The organism is Pseudoalteromonas phenolica (assembly GCF_005876835.1).
GTDB classification, from domain to species: Bacteria; Pseudomonadota; Gammaproteobacteria; order Enterobacterales; family Alteromonadaceae; genus Pseudoalteromonas; species Pseudoalteromonas phenolica_B.
Map to the genome: position 1 here is coordinate 15,484 of NZ_PPSW01000023.1, position 17,986 is coordinate 33,469.

Genomic DNA, 17,986 nt, shown 5'->3' on the forward strand with positions numbered 1-17,986 from the left:
CAAAGTTTCAGTTTGAACTAAGCGAATCTTAAGTTTCAATATTTAGTATGAAATCACTAACATTAAGGTGATTTTATGCCAGCTAAACTAACTATTAGCCTACATTCCTCAAAAGCTAGACTCCCCTATTGGAAGCCTTTAAGCATCATTTGTTTAATAAGTACTGTATTAATTAGTATGGCCTTAAATAAAGGGGCTTACTTAAATAGTCAAAAGGCTATTTTCTCTCTAAGCAACAACGCTCTACAAATAATGCCGAGTGAATTTTGGTACAATATTACTTTTATGGGTGATGCCTTAATATTGATTCCGCTGTTGTCTTTTATATGCCTTTTAAATACTAGAATGTGGGCAGCCATGTTCGGAGCCGTTCCATTAGCATTCTCCCTAAGTCATTTAGGTAAAAACTTTTTTGCTATTCCAAGACCTGCTGCTGTTTTAGAGCATCAAAATATGACTATTATTGGCGATACACTCACTGCTTTTACAAGTTTTCCATCAGGTCATACCATCACAATTTTCACTGCGATGTCGGCAATTGTGTTTGTAGCCTTAAAGGAAACTAACATAAGTAAACAACTTAGGTCAGGGCTGATAATAACCTCTGTTTTAATCGCTGTGGTTGTTGGTGTTTCTAGGGTTGCTGTAGGCGCTCACTGGCCTGCTGATATCGTAATGGGTGCAATTATAGGTTGCATTGCTGGCTTAAGTGGAGAATATCTATCAAGGCGCTATTCAAGTTGGTGGAACTGGACGAAAGTAAATCCAACTTACTTGGGATATTTCATTCTTGGTTTCTGTTTCATATTATTAGCATGTACGATAACTGGAAAGCTTCCCGAACTCACAATAATTTGGGCCGCAATAGGGATCAGCGCTTTAGTTGGCACGTTTATCACATTAAAAGCGCTGTTAGAAAATGAAACTTAAATTTCCAATGACCTTTTCGATTATCAAAGCAAGTAATTACACCTTACTTATCAGCATAATTGCTACTTTTGCTTACAACCTATTATTGCTTGATCTTGTTGTGAAAAATACTGATGTGTGGAGTGCTAGCGGACTTGGGATATTGGTATCAACCATTGTTATAATATTTTTATTCTCATTTACCGTGTTTTCCTTGTTAATGTTAATTTCACCTAAAGTGTTAAAAGCTTTTTTTGCCATTATTACGGTAATAAATGCCATCGCTATACATTTTATGATGACTTATCAAGTTGTGTTAGATAGAACCATGATGGGAAATGTTTTTAACACGCGCTTTTCTGAATCAGTGGAATTACTTTCACTAGGTTTAGTTTTTTCAATAATAATATTAGGTTTTATCCCAGCGTGGTTCTTAATTCAAATTAGAGTCAAACATCTTGATAGAACTAAAATCTTAATAAATGCGTTAATTACGTTTATCGTCTCCTTTTCATATCTCTATGCAAATTCAACTAGCTGGCTATGGATTGATAAGCATGCAAGTATCTTAGGAGGAAAGATTTTACCTTGGTCCTATATTGTAAATTCAGGTAGATATTATTCAACGATTAAGCGAACCACTGACGGGCAGCAAGCATTGCCTGATGGCAAATTTATCAATAATAATAAAATGGTATTTGTTTTAGTTATTGGTGAAACCGCTCGTGCAGATAACTTCTCACTGTATGGTTATGCTAAATTAACCAATCCTAAATTAACACAACAATCTAACTTATTAGTACTTAACAAAACAAAATCATGTACAACTTACACCACTGGCTCTCTAGCTTGTATGCTTGCCCCAAATAAGCAACATTTAAAATACGAAGCGCTACCAACCTATCTAACCCGGCATGGCGTTGATGTAGAATGGCGAACCAATAATTGGGGCGAGCCTCCAATTAATGTGACGAACTACGTTGAAGCAAACGAATTACGAACTGAATGTAATGGAAGTGGCTGTCATTTAGATGAAGTACTTCTTACAAACTTAATGAATACAATTGAATCATCTGATAAAGACAAAGTTTTTATTGTTTTACATACTAAAGGAAGTCATGGTCCAAGTTATTACTCACGATATACAAAAGAATTTAACCACTTTTCTCCCGTATGCCGAGATGAAGAGATCAGCAAATGTAGTTCAGAGGCACTAGTTAATGCCTATGACAATACGATTTTATATACTGATCATTTCTTATCGTCACTTATCGATAAACTAAAAATGGTAGAAAATGCATCGGCAGCTATGATGTACATATCAGATCACGGTGAATCACTGGGCGAACACGGTTTGTATTTACATGGTACACCCTATTCTTTCGCTCCTGACGTCCAAAAAAACATCCCTTTTCTCATTTGGTTGTCAGATCAATACTTAAAAGAAAACAAACTTAATATTAGCAAAATTCATCAAGCGCCAAACCACTCTCAATTTAACGTTTTTCATACTGTCATGGGAGCATTTGGCTTTGAATCACCAGTATATGAAAGCGCGTTGGATGTTTTACACAATTCAGTCGAATAATGGATAGTTGAGAATATGTACTTTAGTCATAATCTAATTAAAATCACATTATTAATAGCATTTTTCCTATCATTCGAAGTGCTTGCGATTTCATTTAGCATCAATGGTCCTAATGTTATTTCTGAGTTGAGTGCTTATACTGCGAAATACAAGGTCTTGCGAGGTAATAAAGAATATGGGAATGCAACTAGAGCTTTGAATAAAAATACCACGTCCTATTCACTATCCTTTAATTCAAATGCATCAATGCTGTTCTACAGTATAGAAACTAACCAAACGAGCACTTTTCTTTGGCAAGAAAATAAAATAACACCATTAAGTTATCAAGGAAAAGACGCAAGAACGTTTAAAGATGATAAGAATTTACAGCTCAATTTTAATCATGAACAAAGCATTTTGACGGTTGATAAAAATGGACAAAAAACTGAGAAAAAACTATCTGAACGTTTATTAGATCCTTTGTTAGTATATGAAATGATTAGGTTTGAAGCGATAGCAAACGATAATAATTTTAACGTAAAAAATTTAGAATATAGGGTTCAGGATCAGGATGGAGTAAAAGAATATCACTTCATAAATAGTGGACAGTTTGTAGTTGATACACTACTGGGGGAGCTTAAGTGTATCAAATTAAGCAGGCTTAGAAAGAATAGTTCCAGAAAAACTCATATCTGGTTGGCTATCGATTACGATTATATCCCGGTAATGATTTTGCAAGAAAACAATAATGAAGAAATTGCAACTCTTGTTGTCACATCTATTATTCGAAGCTAGTAATCAAGGTAGCTCCGCTCGCAATTAAAGTCAGACTAAATTAAGACAATTATCAGTTTGAACTAAGCTAATCTTAAGTTAAAAAAAATACCATATAGCCATTCTTTCCTGAGGTGGCTCTATGAATAAAATTTTCGTTTATAGCCTAATTACTACATCCATTATTGGTTTTATTTGCAAAGCCCACGCTAAAGACAGTGCTGCCGTCAATTGCAATCAAAAAGATAGAATTGAATTAACCACCAATGACATTTTCAACCTAGAAGATCCAGAAACAATATTCCTACATCGTTGGGCCAATTTTTTTCACATCAAAACCAAAAGTAAAACACTCTACAACGAAGCTGCATTTTTTATCGATAAATGTGACTTAAGCCAAGATGATCTTGAAGAATTGGAACGACATCTTCGAGGTAAAAAATACATCAAAGATGCACGAGTAGAGTTTAAAGAGAACTCAAACAAAGTTTCTGTAGAAACATGGGATAACTGGTCCTTAATGCCTACGGTGGACTTTGGCCGTAAGGGCGGAAAAAATAAATACGCTATTGGCATCAAAGATAGAAATTTATTTGGACTAGGTATTGACGCTGAAATTGAATCGTTTACCAACGATCAACGCAGTGGCTATAAATTTAAAACTCAGTTTCCGTTATTCCTCAATAACAATATCAATGCTCAAATTAATTTGACTAGCAGCGATGATGGCACCTCTGAATCCATATTCGTCAAAAAAGACTTTGTTAGCTTTGATACCAGCAACGCATTTAGCATTGGCTTTGATAACTTCCAACAAATTGATACACAATACAAACTAGGCACCACTTACAACCGATTTGAGCACAATCAAAAGTATTCAACAGCTAGTTGGCAATGGCTTAATAGTGATTCGAAAACAGATACTTTACGATTTGGCATTGGCTTCACTAATGAACAGCATGAGTTTGAAGCGATTGTTCCTCCACAAAGTATAGGTGTACTTTCAGCTCCACCTGCCAATCGAGAATTCATCTACCCCTATTTGAATGTTGAGTATTTACAAAAAGATTTTAGAAAGCTCACCAATCTGAACCTCATTAACCATATTGAAGATTTTAATCTTGGCTGGAATTTAACGGCTGAAATTGGCACTGACATTGGCAACACAAATACCTCACCAACATTACTCTGGCGATCTAATTTATCAAAAGGCATTGAAGTATCTGCAAACTCATTTTGGTTCGTTACAGCAACCTTTGAAGGTGAAACCTACAACGACTCCACCAATAAGAATAGAAGTGTATTCAATATTAATAATGAATTTTTTCACAAAATTAATGAAAGCTGGGGGGCATATTTAAAAAACAGTAGCCAATTTAGTGAAAATCAATTCCAAGATAACCCTATCGTATTGGGCGGTGAGTCAGGTTTACGTGGATATCCATTACAGTATAGGCATGGAAACCACAGCACCCTATTTACCGCTGAAGCTCGATACTATCCTCACATCAATATCTATAAATTACTTGAGTTAGGAGGCGCTGCTTTTGTAGATACAGGCAGAGTATTTGGTAGTTCAGATAATACAACTACCCAAGACTCGTGGATGACTTCAGTTGGAATTGGTGCTCGATTTTACTCGACTCAAACCAGTGAAGCTCGTGTCATTCATGTCGATATAATCAAACCATTAACATCTGATGCCAATGTTAATGGTGTTGAGTTTCGCATAACCACCAAACATTCTTTCTAAGGCAAGCCAAGTGTTCAAAATCATCAATTATTTAAACCATATTAAGCTGACAACCAATCAATTAGTCATTTATACCAGCTCATACATCACTTTCGTTTTGAATTTCCCATTTTTAAGTAAAACAATGGCTGCGATTACGGCGCTTGAGTCTTACAACTTGTTTTTCTTATTCTCTGTGCCCATTTTTCTACTAGCATTATCTATCTTCATTCAATGCTTTTTATCCTTTCGGTGGCTGACAAAGCCGCTGCTCATTTTAATGGTTTTATTGTCGTCTGTTATTTTTTATAGCACAATGACATACGGAATAGTTTTTGACTATGGCATGATCCAAAATACGGTTGAAACAGATACGGCTGAAGCGCTTTCCTATTTTAACTTTTCTGCAATCATATTTTTCCTGCTTTTTGGAGTAATACCTTCAATACTTATCGCCAAAGTCCAACTAACCTACAGTTCTTTTTTGGGGGAATTTTTCGCACGAACAAAATTACTGAGTGGCAGCATCAGTGTTGTATTTCTTATTGCATTAGTGTTTTATTCCAGTTATGCCTCAGTTGGCCGCAATAATCGCGATTTAGTGGGTTACCTAACACCCTATGCATTGATTGATTCAACAATTAAATATGTTCAAAAAAACTATTTATATCCACCGTTAAAATTTACCATATTAGATACTTCCCCCACTATCTCACACGTTGATAGTGCTAAAAGTATTACTGTATTAGTTCTAGGTGAAACTGCACGCTCTCAAAATTTTTCTTTAAATGGTTATGAAAAACCGACCAATAGTCGAACTAAAGACTTAGGCGTAGTGTCATTTAGAGATGTTACCTCCTGTGGCACAGCAACAGCCGTATCAGTGCCTTGTATGTTTTCGAGGTTAAACAAAAATAACTACGAGAAAAGAGTCGCTATAGCACAACAAAACGCCATTGATTTAATCCACTTGGCAGGAGCTGAAGTGTATTGGATCAGCAATAATAATGGTAGTTGCAAAGGCGTATGCTCACGGGTAAAAACGGAGCAGATTTCGACTAATCCTAAAAATTCATTATGTGATGGTGAGTATTGTTTCGATGAAGTGTTGGTTGACGAATTAAGAAAAAAACTTCATTCCGTTACCAGTAATAATACCTTCATTGTATTGCATATGATTGGCTCTCATGGCCCTACTTACTATCGGAGATACCCAGAAAATAAACGTGTATTTTCTCCAGACTGCCAACGCAGCGACATTCAAAACTGTACTCAAGACGAACTCGTCAATACCTACAACAACACCATCGCTTATACCGATTTAGTATTGTCTGAAGTCATCAACGAGCTTGAAACATTGAGCAATGAAAGTAACACCAAAACGTCAATGATTTATATCTCAGATCATGGTGAGTCATTAGGTGAAAGTGGTGTTTATTTGCACGGATTACCTTACGCCTTCGCACCACAAGAACAGATTAAAGTACCGCTTATTTACTGGGGAGATAAAATACATCACGAAGCAAAATTAGCCTGTTTGAATAGCATCAAAGAACAACCTATATCCCATGATAATATATTCGATATTTTATTAGGTGAAATGGCAATAAACTCAAAAGCCTACCAACCGATAAACAATCCATTTAAGCAATGTTCTATTGATATTGCTTTAGCAAAGACAGCGCCAGAAACAATGGCTCAAGGAGTAAAATAACTCGTGTTTGACAATAAAAACAAACCTAAAGGTCTTAAAAGAGTCTATCTAGCAACATTAAACTCTACGAGAGCATTCAAGTGGTTACTTGATAATGAGGCCGCTTTTAGACAAGAGCTAATGCTACTTGCCTGCTCCATTCCTTTAACTTTCTTATTCAATATTACGTTTAAAGAACAGTTAATACTGATAATTTCAATACTATTTATTATCTTTACCGAAGTTTTAAATACCGCAATTGAAGCAGTTGTTGACCGAATTGGTCTAGAAATTCATCCTTTATCTGGTTTAGCTAAAGATTTGGGGTCAGCCGCTGTCTTAATAAGTATAGTTATCGCAGTTTGTACTTGGCTGATCGTTCTTTTTTAGTACATGGCAACATTAGAGGTACATTCAAAATGAATAAGCAAATTTGCGATACCCTAGTCAAAGTCCCTCAAATAACTATGGGGTTTTGGGTTATAAAAATATTAGCTACAACCTTAAGTGAAACCGGAGGCGATGCTGTTTCAATGTCAATGAATTTGGGCTATTTAGTTGGGACTGTTATCTTTATGTCCTTTTTTATCGTCGCAGTTTTTATGCAAATAAAATCGACAAAGTTTAACCCCGCCATTTATTGGATTGCCATAATAGCCTCGACCACAGTAGGTACGACACTTGCTGATTTTGCTGATAGATCATTAGGAATAGGATATTTTGGAGGCTCCACTCTATTAGCCGTCCTATTAATTACCACATTAGTTATTTGGTATAAATCACTTGGGAGCATCAGTGTTTCTTCTGTCAGCACACCTAAAGCAGAATCGTTTTACTGGTTAACCATTATGTTTTCGCAAACACTAGGGACTGCATTGGGAGATTGGACTACTGATTCTACCGGATTGGGCTATGTTGGATCCGCATATATTTTCAGTGCGGGTTTAGTTGCAGTATTAGCTCTCTACTTATTCACTAAGCTATCTAGAACACTATTATTCTGGTTGGCATTTGTCATTACTCGCCCATTAGGAGCGGTTGTGGGTGACTATTTAGACAAGCCTATTGCACAAGGTGGATTAGAATTAAGTCGGTATTCAGCTACTACGACTCTGTTGTTTGTTATAATCATCTTGGTTGTACTTCTACCTCAACGACCTGCTTTAAAACAACATTAATTGCTAACTATCAGTTTAAATTAAGCAATTCTTAAGTTTCACTTAATACAGTAAACATCGTTTTTATCACTCAAATGAATTGCGATGTTTACTTCTATCTACAGCTTTATTAGACCATTATTCCTATTTTCTATTTCTATCATGGCGTTCCTAACCTTGATGCGCTCTGGATTCGCTATTTGGCAATTTGATAGATTCAATGATTTCAGCAGTATTTGGAACCTCTTCACAAGTGGCCTTCGTATAGACTTAAGTAGCGTTGGTTACCTATGTGCGATCCCTGCATTGTTGCACCCTTGGATGTCAAAAACTCGGTTTCAAGACTATTGGTCATTTGCTTTGCGAGTTTGGTTTTTGATCTGCTTTATGGCTATTCTGTTTTTTGAATTAGCAACGCCCGCATTTATCAATGAATACGGCTTTAGACCAAACAGGCTATTTATTGAATATCTAGCTTATCCTGATGAAGTGTCTAAAATGCTGGTGAATGGTCATTTGATGACAATATTGATAGTGTTTGCTCTATTGCTATTACCTGTTAAAAAATTATGGCAGTTTACTGATCACGTAGTCTCTAACAAAGTAAAAGAAGATAATGCAGCAATCGGAAGTAGGCTGGTTTCTTGTTTGATGCTTTTTGTTATAATTTCTTTATCTGCGCGGGGGACATTGGGGCATAGACCAATCAACCCTGCCTTAGTATATTTTTCTACTGATCCATTAGTAAACTCACTGACATTAAATTCAACATATAGTGTTGCTTATGCACTTAATCAATTTGGTGACGAAAAAAATGCAGCTAAGTTGTATGGCAAGATGGAAGATGATCGAATTATTGAGCTAGTTCGTCAGGAGTCAAAACAACCTTTAGACAGCTTCAAAAACGATAACTTACCCACTTTAAGTAAACGCTCTCCGAGCTTTAAGGGACAACCAAGAAACTTGGTAATAATCTTAGAAGAAAGCTTAGGTGCCCAATATGTATCATCTCTTGGTGGAATCCCGCTAACACCTGAAATTGATAAATTAAATCAAGAAGGCTGGGCATTTAAACGATTGTACGCAACAGGTACTCGCTCCGTTAGAGGTATTGAAGCGGTTATAACTGGTTTTACTCCAACGCCATCTAGGGCAGTTGTTAAGTTAGACAAATCGCAAAAGGACTTCTTTACTATTGCATCTCTGCTTAAGGAAAATGGTTATGAGACTCAATTCATTTACGGTGGAGAAAGTCATTTCGACAACATGAAAAGCTTCTTTCTAGGAAACGGCTTTACTGACATCGTTGATTTTAATGATATTGAAACCCCACAATTTGTAGCGTCTTGGGGTGCAAGCGATGGTGATTTGTTTAATCAGGCTAATATTGAATTAACTAAACTGCATAACGAGGGGAAACCATTTTTTAGTTTCATATTTACGTCAAGTAACCATGATCCATTTGAAATACCTGACGGTATTGTTTCACCAATTCAATACACTGCTGAACAATTACAACAATATGATGACAAAGAATTACTGCGCCATAAAGCCATACAATATGCAGATTATGCCTTAGGGCAATTTATTGCAAAAGCAAAAGCGCAAGACTATTGGGAAAATACAATATTCCTCGTTGTTGCCGACCATGATGCAAGAGCAATGGGTAAAGATCTTGTTCCCATTAACAATTTCCATATTCCGGGTGTGATCCTAAACTCAGGTAAAGAACCTACTCTAGATAAACGAATAGCCAGTCAAATCGATTTAGCCCCGACTCTACTGTCATTAATGGGTATAGAAAATAATTCACCAATGTTAGGTCAAGACCTTACAGAGCCAACTGCTTCTAACAGAGCAATGATGCAATATGCCGAGAATTTCGCTTACATGGTTAATGATGAAGTGACTATCCTTCAGCCAAGTAAAGCACCTTTAAACTTTCAATATAATTATGAACTCAACACACTATCACCAATTGATGTTAATCATCATACTTCAGAGATCGCACTGGCCCATGTATTGTGGGGAAGTTTGGCGTATAAAAATCATTGGTACTCTCTCGGACAAAATAAAACACTACAGTAGGTAGTTTCCTTAGCCATGAAAATTAGCAGCCTATTTGGGCTGCTTTCTCATTTGTAGAATCGTTTAAGGCGAGTATCGCCTTGAACGCATAATGACTAGCTCATCAGGCGTTGCGCTAAATAGTTTGGGTTCATTGCCCACTGAATAGCAACTGCCATTGTGAGTAATGATCTCTATCCTGCTACCGACAAAATTTTTGCTAACTATTATGGAAGTAAAGACTCTTTCATAAAGACAAAATCTGAATGTTTCTTCGTCAATAACCACCCCAGATCAAAACTCGCCGAAAAATAATTATTCAAATTCTTTATAGTCGTACACAAATACTATGTAGGCATCCTTTAAATATGTTCTATCCATTGTCTCGCCTCAACTGAATCAGCTCTTCTGGTGAATACATTTGGTCATGCATGAGATTAAACTCTCGAACAGAGACATCTAGCTCGCTTGGCTCTGCATCCAAAAGATAAAAATATGCACCGAAAGTTCTATATTCAAGACCGCTAACATTCATTACTTTAGATGTGAACAAGATCTCTCCTTTTTTGTAGCATTCACAATCTTCCGCAATTATTGCGTATAACACCTGAGGAACTTTGTCATCTAACTCAGAATGAATTGAAATTAGTGTAGCGTTAGTTAGTTTTACCCTAGGTTTCATACTTGATCTCCCTTCATATCTTCTGACGAATATGGGCGAAAGCAAGTCAGGTATTTAATACCATTAACATCTAATAGTTTGTCGTCGGCATCAAAATGAGATAAAACTCCCAAGTTAAAAGCATCTATGAGTTCACTGCTATTAACCGTATTAATAGTTGACTTATCAACTCGGCGTGCATAAAAGATTAACTGCTGTTGATCTATACGGATTAAAAATTTTTGTTCTCCATCTAAGTTTTTAACATGAAGATTCAGCTCAGGTTTTTGCCATTCGGAAACTAAGGATGGAACCAAAGGGAAGCCGTAAACTAGATAACGTTCCCCTTCAATTTCAAAAGTTGTTGGATTTAATCTTTCATCATTTACTTTTCCATTGTTGAAAAGCTCAAGAGTAATCGTCAACCAATTTTCATGTTTAGAAAAACTGTTCCCACGCGAAATACAGCCTTCAATATCACCATTGTGTTCCCAATTAAGCCAGTGCATATACCTTTTGAGATTATTAAAAGAGAGTTTCTCAAAAGGAAATTTAGTAGCAATCAGTCTGTAGTAACAACCATGAACGCTTAAGTCTGCATATTGAATAATTAACGGCTCACTAAAAGCGTCAAAGTACGGTCGCCATTGCAACGTGAAACCTGCACCTGTGTTTACGATGAACTTCGCATCTAGTGGCAAGCCCATAACTTTGTAGATGACAGAAACCAATTCAAGCGAGTCAAAATCGACAAGCACCTTGCTTTCAATTCGAGATACCATAATCTCAATTTCTACATGGAGTGAATTAATGATTTCTTGGTCATCAAATTCATTGATCATCAAGTATTTTAGAGTCTTGTGCTCTAAGATAAGATCGAGTTCATTTTCTTTAAATGCGTGCTCTAAAACATCATGAACTTCAGAAAATTGAGAAAGTGAATAAACGCTATTTGCCCAAACTTTTTCTGCATATAAAATAGGAAATTCCATTAATAGCGCAAAGGTTTTAGCTTGATAATTGAGTTTATTTTGTAATTGATTGAGTGAAATCATTTAGTTCTCCAAACAATAAACGTCAGATTAACAATGGCCTACCAACACACTGTTTAATTGACTGTTTGAATTACCTGATTGTTACGGATGCTCCGCTTCACTGTTCACGTTTTTCAAGACGAAAAACATGTGTAGGCGTAGGCTGTCCGTTCAGCCTTTACATTCATAGTATCGTCAAAAAACAAAATGACAACTTACGTATTTGTACAACTTTAGGTAGATATTTTGACTTTGAACTCTGAAAAACTAAGCCCAAACAAGGATATGACCAATTCTTCATTTATATTGGAGCCGGGAAATTTTTTTTCAAAATTTCCGATAATACTATCTAAGTGGCTAGCTAATATTTTTACTAAAAATATTTCCGAGTTTGGGGAGAGAGCAGACAGTGCTATCAATTGATTGTCAAAAGATTCTGCTTTTATTTTTACTAGTAAATCGCTATAACTTTCACAACCATACAGACAAATAGCCACACCTTCTTGGGCTTGTCCAAGGGAACAAGATAATTTTTTTGACAACCTCTTTGCCTGACGCTTTACATTACTTATAAGCGCTTTTGATTCAAAAGACATATACATACCAAAACATAACAACTAAGGTCCACAGCACCTAAGTCATTACATATTCAATATATGATTAATCTTTAAAATCCAGAGTAAATCCATTTCGTCCGCATGTGTGGAAACTGGCTTCTCTGTGTAGCCAAGAATCATATTTTAAGGGAGCTACGATAATTTTAAAATACTTTTCATATAGTTTAGATTTGCCATTACTAAAACTCTAAACCAAGCTGTATGTTCTTTTCTTCGGGTTCTTGAAGCCCAATGTGAACACCAAGTAGCCTAACAGACTTTCCCTGCCCTCTAATCAGTGCTTCCGCTAGTAAAACCTTCAACAAATCTAAACTAATTTCGCTAGCTTTCTGATCTTTTGTAGTTTGTTGAAAGTCGCTAAATTTAACCTTCACGCCAAGTTTATTCATAGCACGAGTTGCAAGGTACTTCGATGAACGACGCTTCAATTCTGGTAATAACTTTTCAACGATTATTGTTTCGAGTTCATACTGATCACTAATGTCGTACTCGAAAGTCCTCTCAACTCCTACCGATTTTCTAATTCGAGTTACTTGCACTTCTCTATCATCTATTCCATGGCTTCTATTCCAAAGCACATGACCATACTTTCCAAACTTACTTACTAAGAAACTCTCCTCTGAACGTCTAACATCACCGCAAGTTTCAAATCCAAGCCCTTTAAGCTTCTCAAAAGTTACCTTGCCTACACCCGGTATTCTTTTTAGCTGCAATGTTTCTAAAAACTCCCAAATTTGAGCCGGAGCAATAGTACATTGTCCATTTGGCTTGTTAAGATCGGAAGCAACCTTAGCGACAAACTTAAGCGGTGCAATTCCTGCTGAAGCAGTTAAGCCTGTAGCTTTTATAATTTCCTCTCTAATTTCTTGAGCAATTAAGGTGGCAGAACCTCGATGAAGTGTAGACTCTGATAGATCTAAATAAGCCTCATCGAGTGACAATGGTTCGATTTTATTAGTGTATCTTTCAAAGATGCTATGAATGATTTGGGTAGTCTCTTTGTATACCTCCATTCGTCCCGGAACGACAACAAGCTTAGGGCATTTTTTAAGAGCTACCCCTGTTGGCATTGCCGAACTAACACCATACTTTCTTGCAATATAATTACAGGTTGAGATCACTCCTCTACGATCAGATTTACCCCCAACCGCAACAGGCTTGTTTGCTAAAGATGGATTATCTCTAATTTCAATCGAGACATAGTATGCATCCATGTCGATATGCGCGATCTTTTTTTGCATTAAGTTAATAGTTTTAGATATTTTATGATAAAAAATTATGTACGCACAATTTTGTACGCACTAAAAAAAAACAAAAGTCATATAAAGCAATAATTTAAAAAATTTTGCGTACAAAAATAAAGTTTTTATTTGACATTAACAGTTTATGTCTATGTGGATAAATTTACGCATATATGGAAGACTGTATATAAACACAGTTATTATGGCGCATCTCCTGCTTTTATTGCAACTGTTACTGCGCTTTAAGATCAACTACACTAACTACTTAATAAAAAGTAATGTCTCAGTTTTTTAATACAGACTGAACAGTTAACTCAAGGAGCGCACATGCAATTTAGTCGTTTAGGCAGCAGTCAAATAGATGTTTCTCGTATTTGTCTTGGTAGTATGACATGGGGCTTACAAAACAATCAGCATGATGCCGATGAACAAATCAATTATGCCCTCAGTCAAGGCGTCAACTTTATTGATACCGCTGAAATGTACGCAGTTCCACCTTCACCAGAAACCTATGGTAAAACTGAGACCATAATTGGTAATTGGCTTGTACGCCATAAAGAGAAGCGTGAGCAAGTGGTGATTGCTACCAAAATTGCAGGCCCAGGCTTAAGCTGGGTTAGAAATGGCGGACCTATTACGCCCGACGCAATTTACAAGGCCATTGATGATTCTCTGGAAAGATTAAATACCGATTACATCGATCTTTACCAATTGCATTGGCCAAATCGTCAATCTCCGCATTTTGCACAGCACAAACCTAATGGTCACAACTTTGTAGATGTCGATACGCAAGCTGAAATCGCCAGTATGGAAGCCATTCTTGAAGCGTTAACAAAGAGTATTAAAGCTGGAAAAATCCGTCATTGGGGTTTATCTGACGACACCACATGGGGCATAAACACGTATTTGCGCCTTGCTGAGCAGCATAATTTAGTAAAACCAGTATCAATTCAAAATGAATTCAGCTTATTACATGCCAAAGACTGGCCATACTTAATTGAAAACTGCTGGCATGAAGATATTGCTTACTTGCCTTGGTCACCGCTAGCCGCTGGCATGCTAACCGGTAAATACTTAAATGGTGCTCGCCCAGAGGGCAGTCGGTGGACACTTGTTCAGCGCCAAGGTTTATTCAGAGACACAGAACAAGCAGGCCTTGCCACTGCCGAATACGTGGCTTTAGCGAAAAAACTGAATATGACGCCCGCGCAATTAGCCCTAGCATGGTGCGATCAAGTAAAAGGCGTGACATCAACCATTATTGGCGCAACCAATATGAGTCAATTAAAAGAGAACATCGCCGCATTTGATATATCTATTTCTGAGGAAGCATTAAATGACGTAGCGGACATATTCAGCCGCTACCCTGCACCTTTCTAATTCTTAACCTGAATTTAGATTAATAAAAGGGCTCTTTGTGAGCCCTTTTATTATTCCAAATATTGCCTCTAAAGCTGTAATCACTCGTTCTAATCGTTATACTGGCAACCGAAATTTTAGAGGTCAGTTTTTCGATGCAGTTACTCAACACACCACCTAGCAAACCTGAAGGTTCAATCTTCACTCGTCATACCGCACGCGCCATTGTTTTAAACGGCAACGACATTCTATTACTCTTCACTGAGCGTTATGACGATTACACGCTGCCCGGTGGTGGTGTTGACGAAAACGAAGCCATTGAAGCTGCATTGCTACGAGAACTTCAAGAAGAAACCGGCGTCAAAAGTATTACCCAATGCACTGCATTTGGTCGATTTGAAGAAATACGTGCTTGGTACAAAGACGATTTCGACTATGTGCATATCGTGTCTGATTGTTATGTGTGTGAGATCTGTGGAGAGTTTGATAAACCGCAAATGGAGCACTACGAAGTAGCCAATGGCATGCGCCCTGTTTGGGTCAATATTGATGATGCCATTACGCATAACAAGCAAACGTTGGCACAAAGCGAAAAGAAAGGTTTATCAATTCAAAGGGAAATATATTTGTTGGAGAGAATTAAGGCACAGTTAGTTTGCTAAGGTTAAACTTAACAAAGCCTAGGACCTCAACGCTCCTAGGCTTTTTAATTAATTAAAGACAATTCACCTCAAAATACTCTGGTACAGTTGATATCTCTAAATCTGGAAATGCATTAACTAAAAATCGATAATCTTCGGCGTTGCTTTCCTTATGTTTAAACATCACACGTCTATGGTGGTCTTCAACTCGATACCCGTTTTGCTGAAAATATTCTACAAAGCTCTGATTTTGTCTTGATGCACTATTTCCGCCAAATGAAAAAGATAATCCACTAAAGTCTTTTAAGAAGAAATAAAAATAGTCTAGGTCTGTAGTTTTGACAGTATCTCCAAACTTTTTCTCCACTAGAGAAAATTTATCAAAGTAAGCCTCCTCAGAGAGGCTATTCAGTAATAAGCTCACTTCTTCACTAGAAGGAGCTATTTCGTCAAGCCATAGGGTAACGACATCACCATTTCTAATAAACATAGGCAATATATACAAATGCTCATTTGATACGGTCAAATTGACTGCTTTAAATCTATTTAAAATTTCTTGATGTGAATATTCATTTGACGCTAAGTACTGCTCTGACAATAGTAAAACTAAAACATCTCTATCTAACTTTGACAGCTTTATACCTGCAAAGTCTTCCAATGAAACAGCATCAAGGCTAGTAATATTATTTTCTCTTATATAATTTTTTATGATTGATAACGCTTTAAAGTCTTTTTGCTTAACTAAAGACTCAATCCCCTTGAAACTGTCTACCATCGTTTCGCAATAACTTGACTCTGGAGAAGTTGTTAATTGCTCAATAAACTTTGACTTTTCAAACTGCTTGAGTGCTTGATGTTTTAATTGTCGAGTCTGCCACCAATCCTTTTTAACTTCACACAAATCAAGTTTAGCTTGGCTGTCAGCAGGAAGTGATCTATTTGGTATGTTCAAGTTCACATTCAGTGCCTCAGGTTTTGTATCATTTGTATGAATGTAATTTACATCAATTCCTTTTTTCTGAAGACTTAGAAGGGTCTCTTTTACGGCTTCATTATTAAAAAACCGCATCTCAACATGCGGGTAATAAATTGCTTCTTTTGAAGCATTAGAGGCTTTAATAAGGCTGATAACATCACTGATTTTCTCTGATTTAAGTACCTCAGCAAGACCAATTTCTTGCAAAATAGTCACTTGGAGTCTTGATTCAAACCGACTATCCCTTCTAACAAGATTGGGGTATTTGGTTAATACTTTGGCTGCCAAGCTGTAACGTCTCGCCTTGACTAAACTGAGTGAGAGACTTGATAAAGGACTAACATAGGGGTCATTTAAAATAGTATGAGGCACTGAAGTAAACTTTTGGATTAATAATTCCAAAATTTCTTCATCGCTTTTTCCATCAATTATCGCTTTTTCAACATCGATGAACTGATAGTTTGACCAAATCACTTCTAGCTCACGCTCAAAGTTTGGTAACTTTATTGATTGATCGAGATTGGTAAATTTTTCCAAAAGTGCATCACTATTTTGAAGCTTTTTAAAGAATGCTTGTTTCGCGTCTATAGCTTGCAATATACGAGCGTTGTAATACCAATCTTGCGCTTTATGCCAGCCATATGCGTCCCAGATAGCATCAGCAATATCATTAGGATCATCTCCCTGATTTAATAACCTATAGGCTGATGCATCTAGGTCTGATTCAAATTGATCATTGAGTCGATTGCGCTTAACGTCAATATCTAAACACTCTTCTTTACTTGGAGCATTAACCGGAAAAGGCACATATTGATGAACTTCTTTAGTGTCTTGTTTAGTTTGTTTTAAAGCTTCTTCATTCTTGGGCATTTCGTTATTACTGGCTTGTATTATCTCGACTTTTTCTGAGACTGACATGTCTTCATCATTCAGAAATACAAATAGAGCTAATACAATCGCAAAAAAGCTGATCCCAATAAGTTTTTTCACTTTCATTCCTTTAAGTTTGTTATTCCCGAATTCAACGGAAAACTAAAAACATCAATAAATGTAACATATGTAAAAATAATAGGTATAACTTAAAATAACAGGAACACATAAAGCTTTTTTAACTTCACGTTAAAAATAAGTCATTTTTCAAAACTTAGATTTTGAAGCTATTAGCTATACTATTAAACATACACAGAGCACGAACATGCGAAAAGTAATATAAAGACTCGAGGACTTTAATTATCTAGATGCCGAAGTCTTTAGAAAGAAGCTTCAGCCTTATTCTTCCATTAAAGTAAGTATTCTAATTTTTCTATTTTATTCTTTGTGAACTTTTTCCATCTTTTACATTCCAATCAAACTCATTCATTGAAGAGGAAAAATGTTGTTAAAAGGATGGCTTAAGGCACTCGCTATATCATTATTACTTCACATCATACTTGTGTTCATTTTACACAAGCGATTTGTGCTGCCTATGCCACCAAAGCCACAACATACAATGAAAACGTACCTAGTGATAGAAGAGCCTGATTCAAAAGCAGAGCCTGAACAAGCCGAACAAGCCGAA

At 36.5% G+C, this 17,986-nt stretch carries 16 protein-coding genes; 11 read left to right on the forward strand and 5 right to left on the reverse strand.

Going from position 1 to position 17,986, the window contains the following annotated elements; translation table 11 throughout:
- The first annotated feature begins 75 nt into the window (after positions 1–75).
- The 8 genes from C1E24_RS14270 to C1E24_RS14305 all read left to right on the forward strand — a co-directional run bounded on the left by C1E24_RS14270 (position 76) and on the right by C1E24_RS14305 (position 9,920).
- On the forward strand, positions 76–930 hold the full coding sequence (locus tag C1E24_RS14270) for a phosphatase PAP2 family protein (RefSeq protein ID WP_138482561.1): 855 nt from the start codon (positions 76–78) through the stop codon (positions 928–930).
- Entirely contained in the window at positions 920–2,497 is a 1,578-nt protein-coding gene (eptA, locus tag C1E24_RS14275) for a phosphoethanolamine--lipid A transferase EptA (RefSeq protein ID WP_138482563.1), read from the forward strand. The genes C1E24_RS14270 and eptA overlap by 11 nt, the downstream gene beginning before the upstream one ends.
- A gap of 15 nt (positions 2,498–2,512) precedes the next feature.
- On the forward strand, positions 2,513–3,271 hold the full coding sequence (locus tag C1E24_RS14280) for a DUF3108 domain-containing protein (RefSeq protein WP_138482565.1): 759 nt from the start codon (positions 2,513–2,515) through the stop codon (positions 3,269–3,271).
- A 121-nt stretch (positions 3,272–3,392) separates the two neighbouring features.
- Positions 3,393–5,003 carry a hypothetical protein gene (locus tag C1E24_RS14285; protein WP_138482567.1) on the forward strand — a complete coding sequence of 537 codons (1,611 nt, stop codon included), beginning with the start codon at positions 3,393–3,395 and terminating at the stop codon, positions 5,001–5,003.
- Positions 5,004–5,013: 10 nt separating this feature from the next.
- Complete coding sequence (locus C1E24_RS14290) at positions 5,014–6,696, forward strand: phosphoethanolamine transferase (protein ID WP_138482569.1); 1,683 nt, start codon at positions 5,014–5,016, stop codon at positions 6,694–6,696.
- A 3-nt stretch (positions 6,697–6,699) separates the two neighbouring features.
- Positions 6,700–7,065: a diacylglycerol kinase gene (locus tag C1E24_RS14295; RefSeq protein ID WP_138482571.1), complete on the forward strand. Its 366-nt coding sequence runs from the start codon at positions 6,700–6,702 to the stop codon at positions 7,063–7,065.
- Between the two features lie 29 nt (positions 7,066–7,094).
- The gene (locus C1E24_RS14300) at positions 7,095–7,853 is read left to right on the forward strand and encodes a COG4705 family protein (protein WP_138482573.1); all 759 of its coding nucleotides are present in this window, start codon (positions 7,095–7,097) and stop codon (positions 7,851–7,853) included.
- Between the two features lie 84 nt (positions 7,854–7,937).
- Positions 7,938–9,920 (forward strand): LTA synthase family protein, encoded by a 1,983-nt coding sequence (locus tag C1E24_RS14305; RefSeq protein WP_138482575.1) that lies wholly within the window; start codon positions 7,938–7,940, stop codon positions 9,918–9,920.
- A gap of 352 nt (positions 9,921–10,272) precedes the next feature.
- On the opposite strand, the gene C1E24_RS14315 is transcribed toward C1E24_RS14305, so the two are convergent.
- The 4 genes from C1E24_RS14315 to dinB all read right to left on the reverse strand — a co-directional run bounded on the left by C1E24_RS14315 (position 10,273) and on the right by dinB (position 13,452).
- Positions 10,273–10,581 carry a hypothetical protein gene (locus tag C1E24_RS14315; RefSeq protein ID WP_100912748.1) on the reverse strand — a complete coding sequence of 103 codons (309 nt, stop codon included), beginning with the start codon at positions 10,579–10,581 and terminating at the stop codon, positions 10,273–10,275.
- Positions 10,578–11,615, reverse strand: coding sequence for a hypothetical protein (locus C1E24_RS14320; RefSeq protein WP_138482577.1), 1,038 nt, complete (start codon positions 11,613–11,615; stop codon positions 10,578–10,580). The genes C1E24_RS14315 and C1E24_RS14320 overlap by 4 nt, the downstream gene beginning before the upstream one ends.
- 212 nt (positions 11,616–11,827) lie before the next feature.
- Positions 11,828–12,190 carry a hypothetical protein gene (locus C1E24_RS14325; protein ID WP_138482579.1) on the reverse strand — a complete coding sequence of 121 codons (363 nt, stop codon included), beginning with the start codon at positions 12,188–12,190 and terminating at the stop codon, positions 11,828–11,830.
- A gap of 200 nt (positions 12,191–12,390) precedes the next feature.
- Positions 12,391–13,452, reverse strand: coding sequence for a DNA polymerase IV (gene dinB, locus C1E24_RS14330; protein ID WP_138482581.1), 1,062 nt, complete (start codon positions 13,450–13,452; stop codon positions 12,391–12,393).
- A 327-nt stretch (positions 13,453–13,779) separates the two neighbouring features.
- Between dinB and C1E24_RS14335 the strand changes: the two genes are divergently transcribed.
- Positions 13,780–14,832: an aldo/keto reductase gene (locus tag C1E24_RS14335; RefSeq protein ID WP_138482583.1), complete on the forward strand. Its 1,053-nt coding sequence runs from the start codon at positions 13,780–13,782 to the stop codon at positions 14,830–14,832.
- A gap of 134 nt (positions 14,833–14,966) precedes the next feature.
- Positions 14,967–15,473, forward strand: a complete 507-nt coding sequence (locus C1E24_RS14340; protein WP_138482585.1) for an NUDIX hydrolase — start codon at positions 14,967–14,969, stop codon at positions 15,471–15,473.
- 52 nt (positions 15,474–15,525) lie between these two features.
- Here C1E24_RS14340 and C1E24_RS14345 read toward each other — a convergent pair whose 3' ends face one another.
- Entirely contained in the window at positions 15,526–17,418 is a 1,893-nt protein-coding gene (locus C1E24_RS14345) for a hypothetical protein (protein WP_138482587.1), read from the reverse strand.
- Between the two features lie 382 nt (positions 17,419–17,800).
- On the opposite strand from C1E24_RS14345, the gene C1E24_RS14350 reads away from it, so the two are divergent.
- On the forward strand, positions 17,801–17,986 hold a 186-nt coding region (locus tag C1E24_RS14350), incomplete at its 3' end, for a hypothetical protein (RefSeq protein ID WP_138482589.1).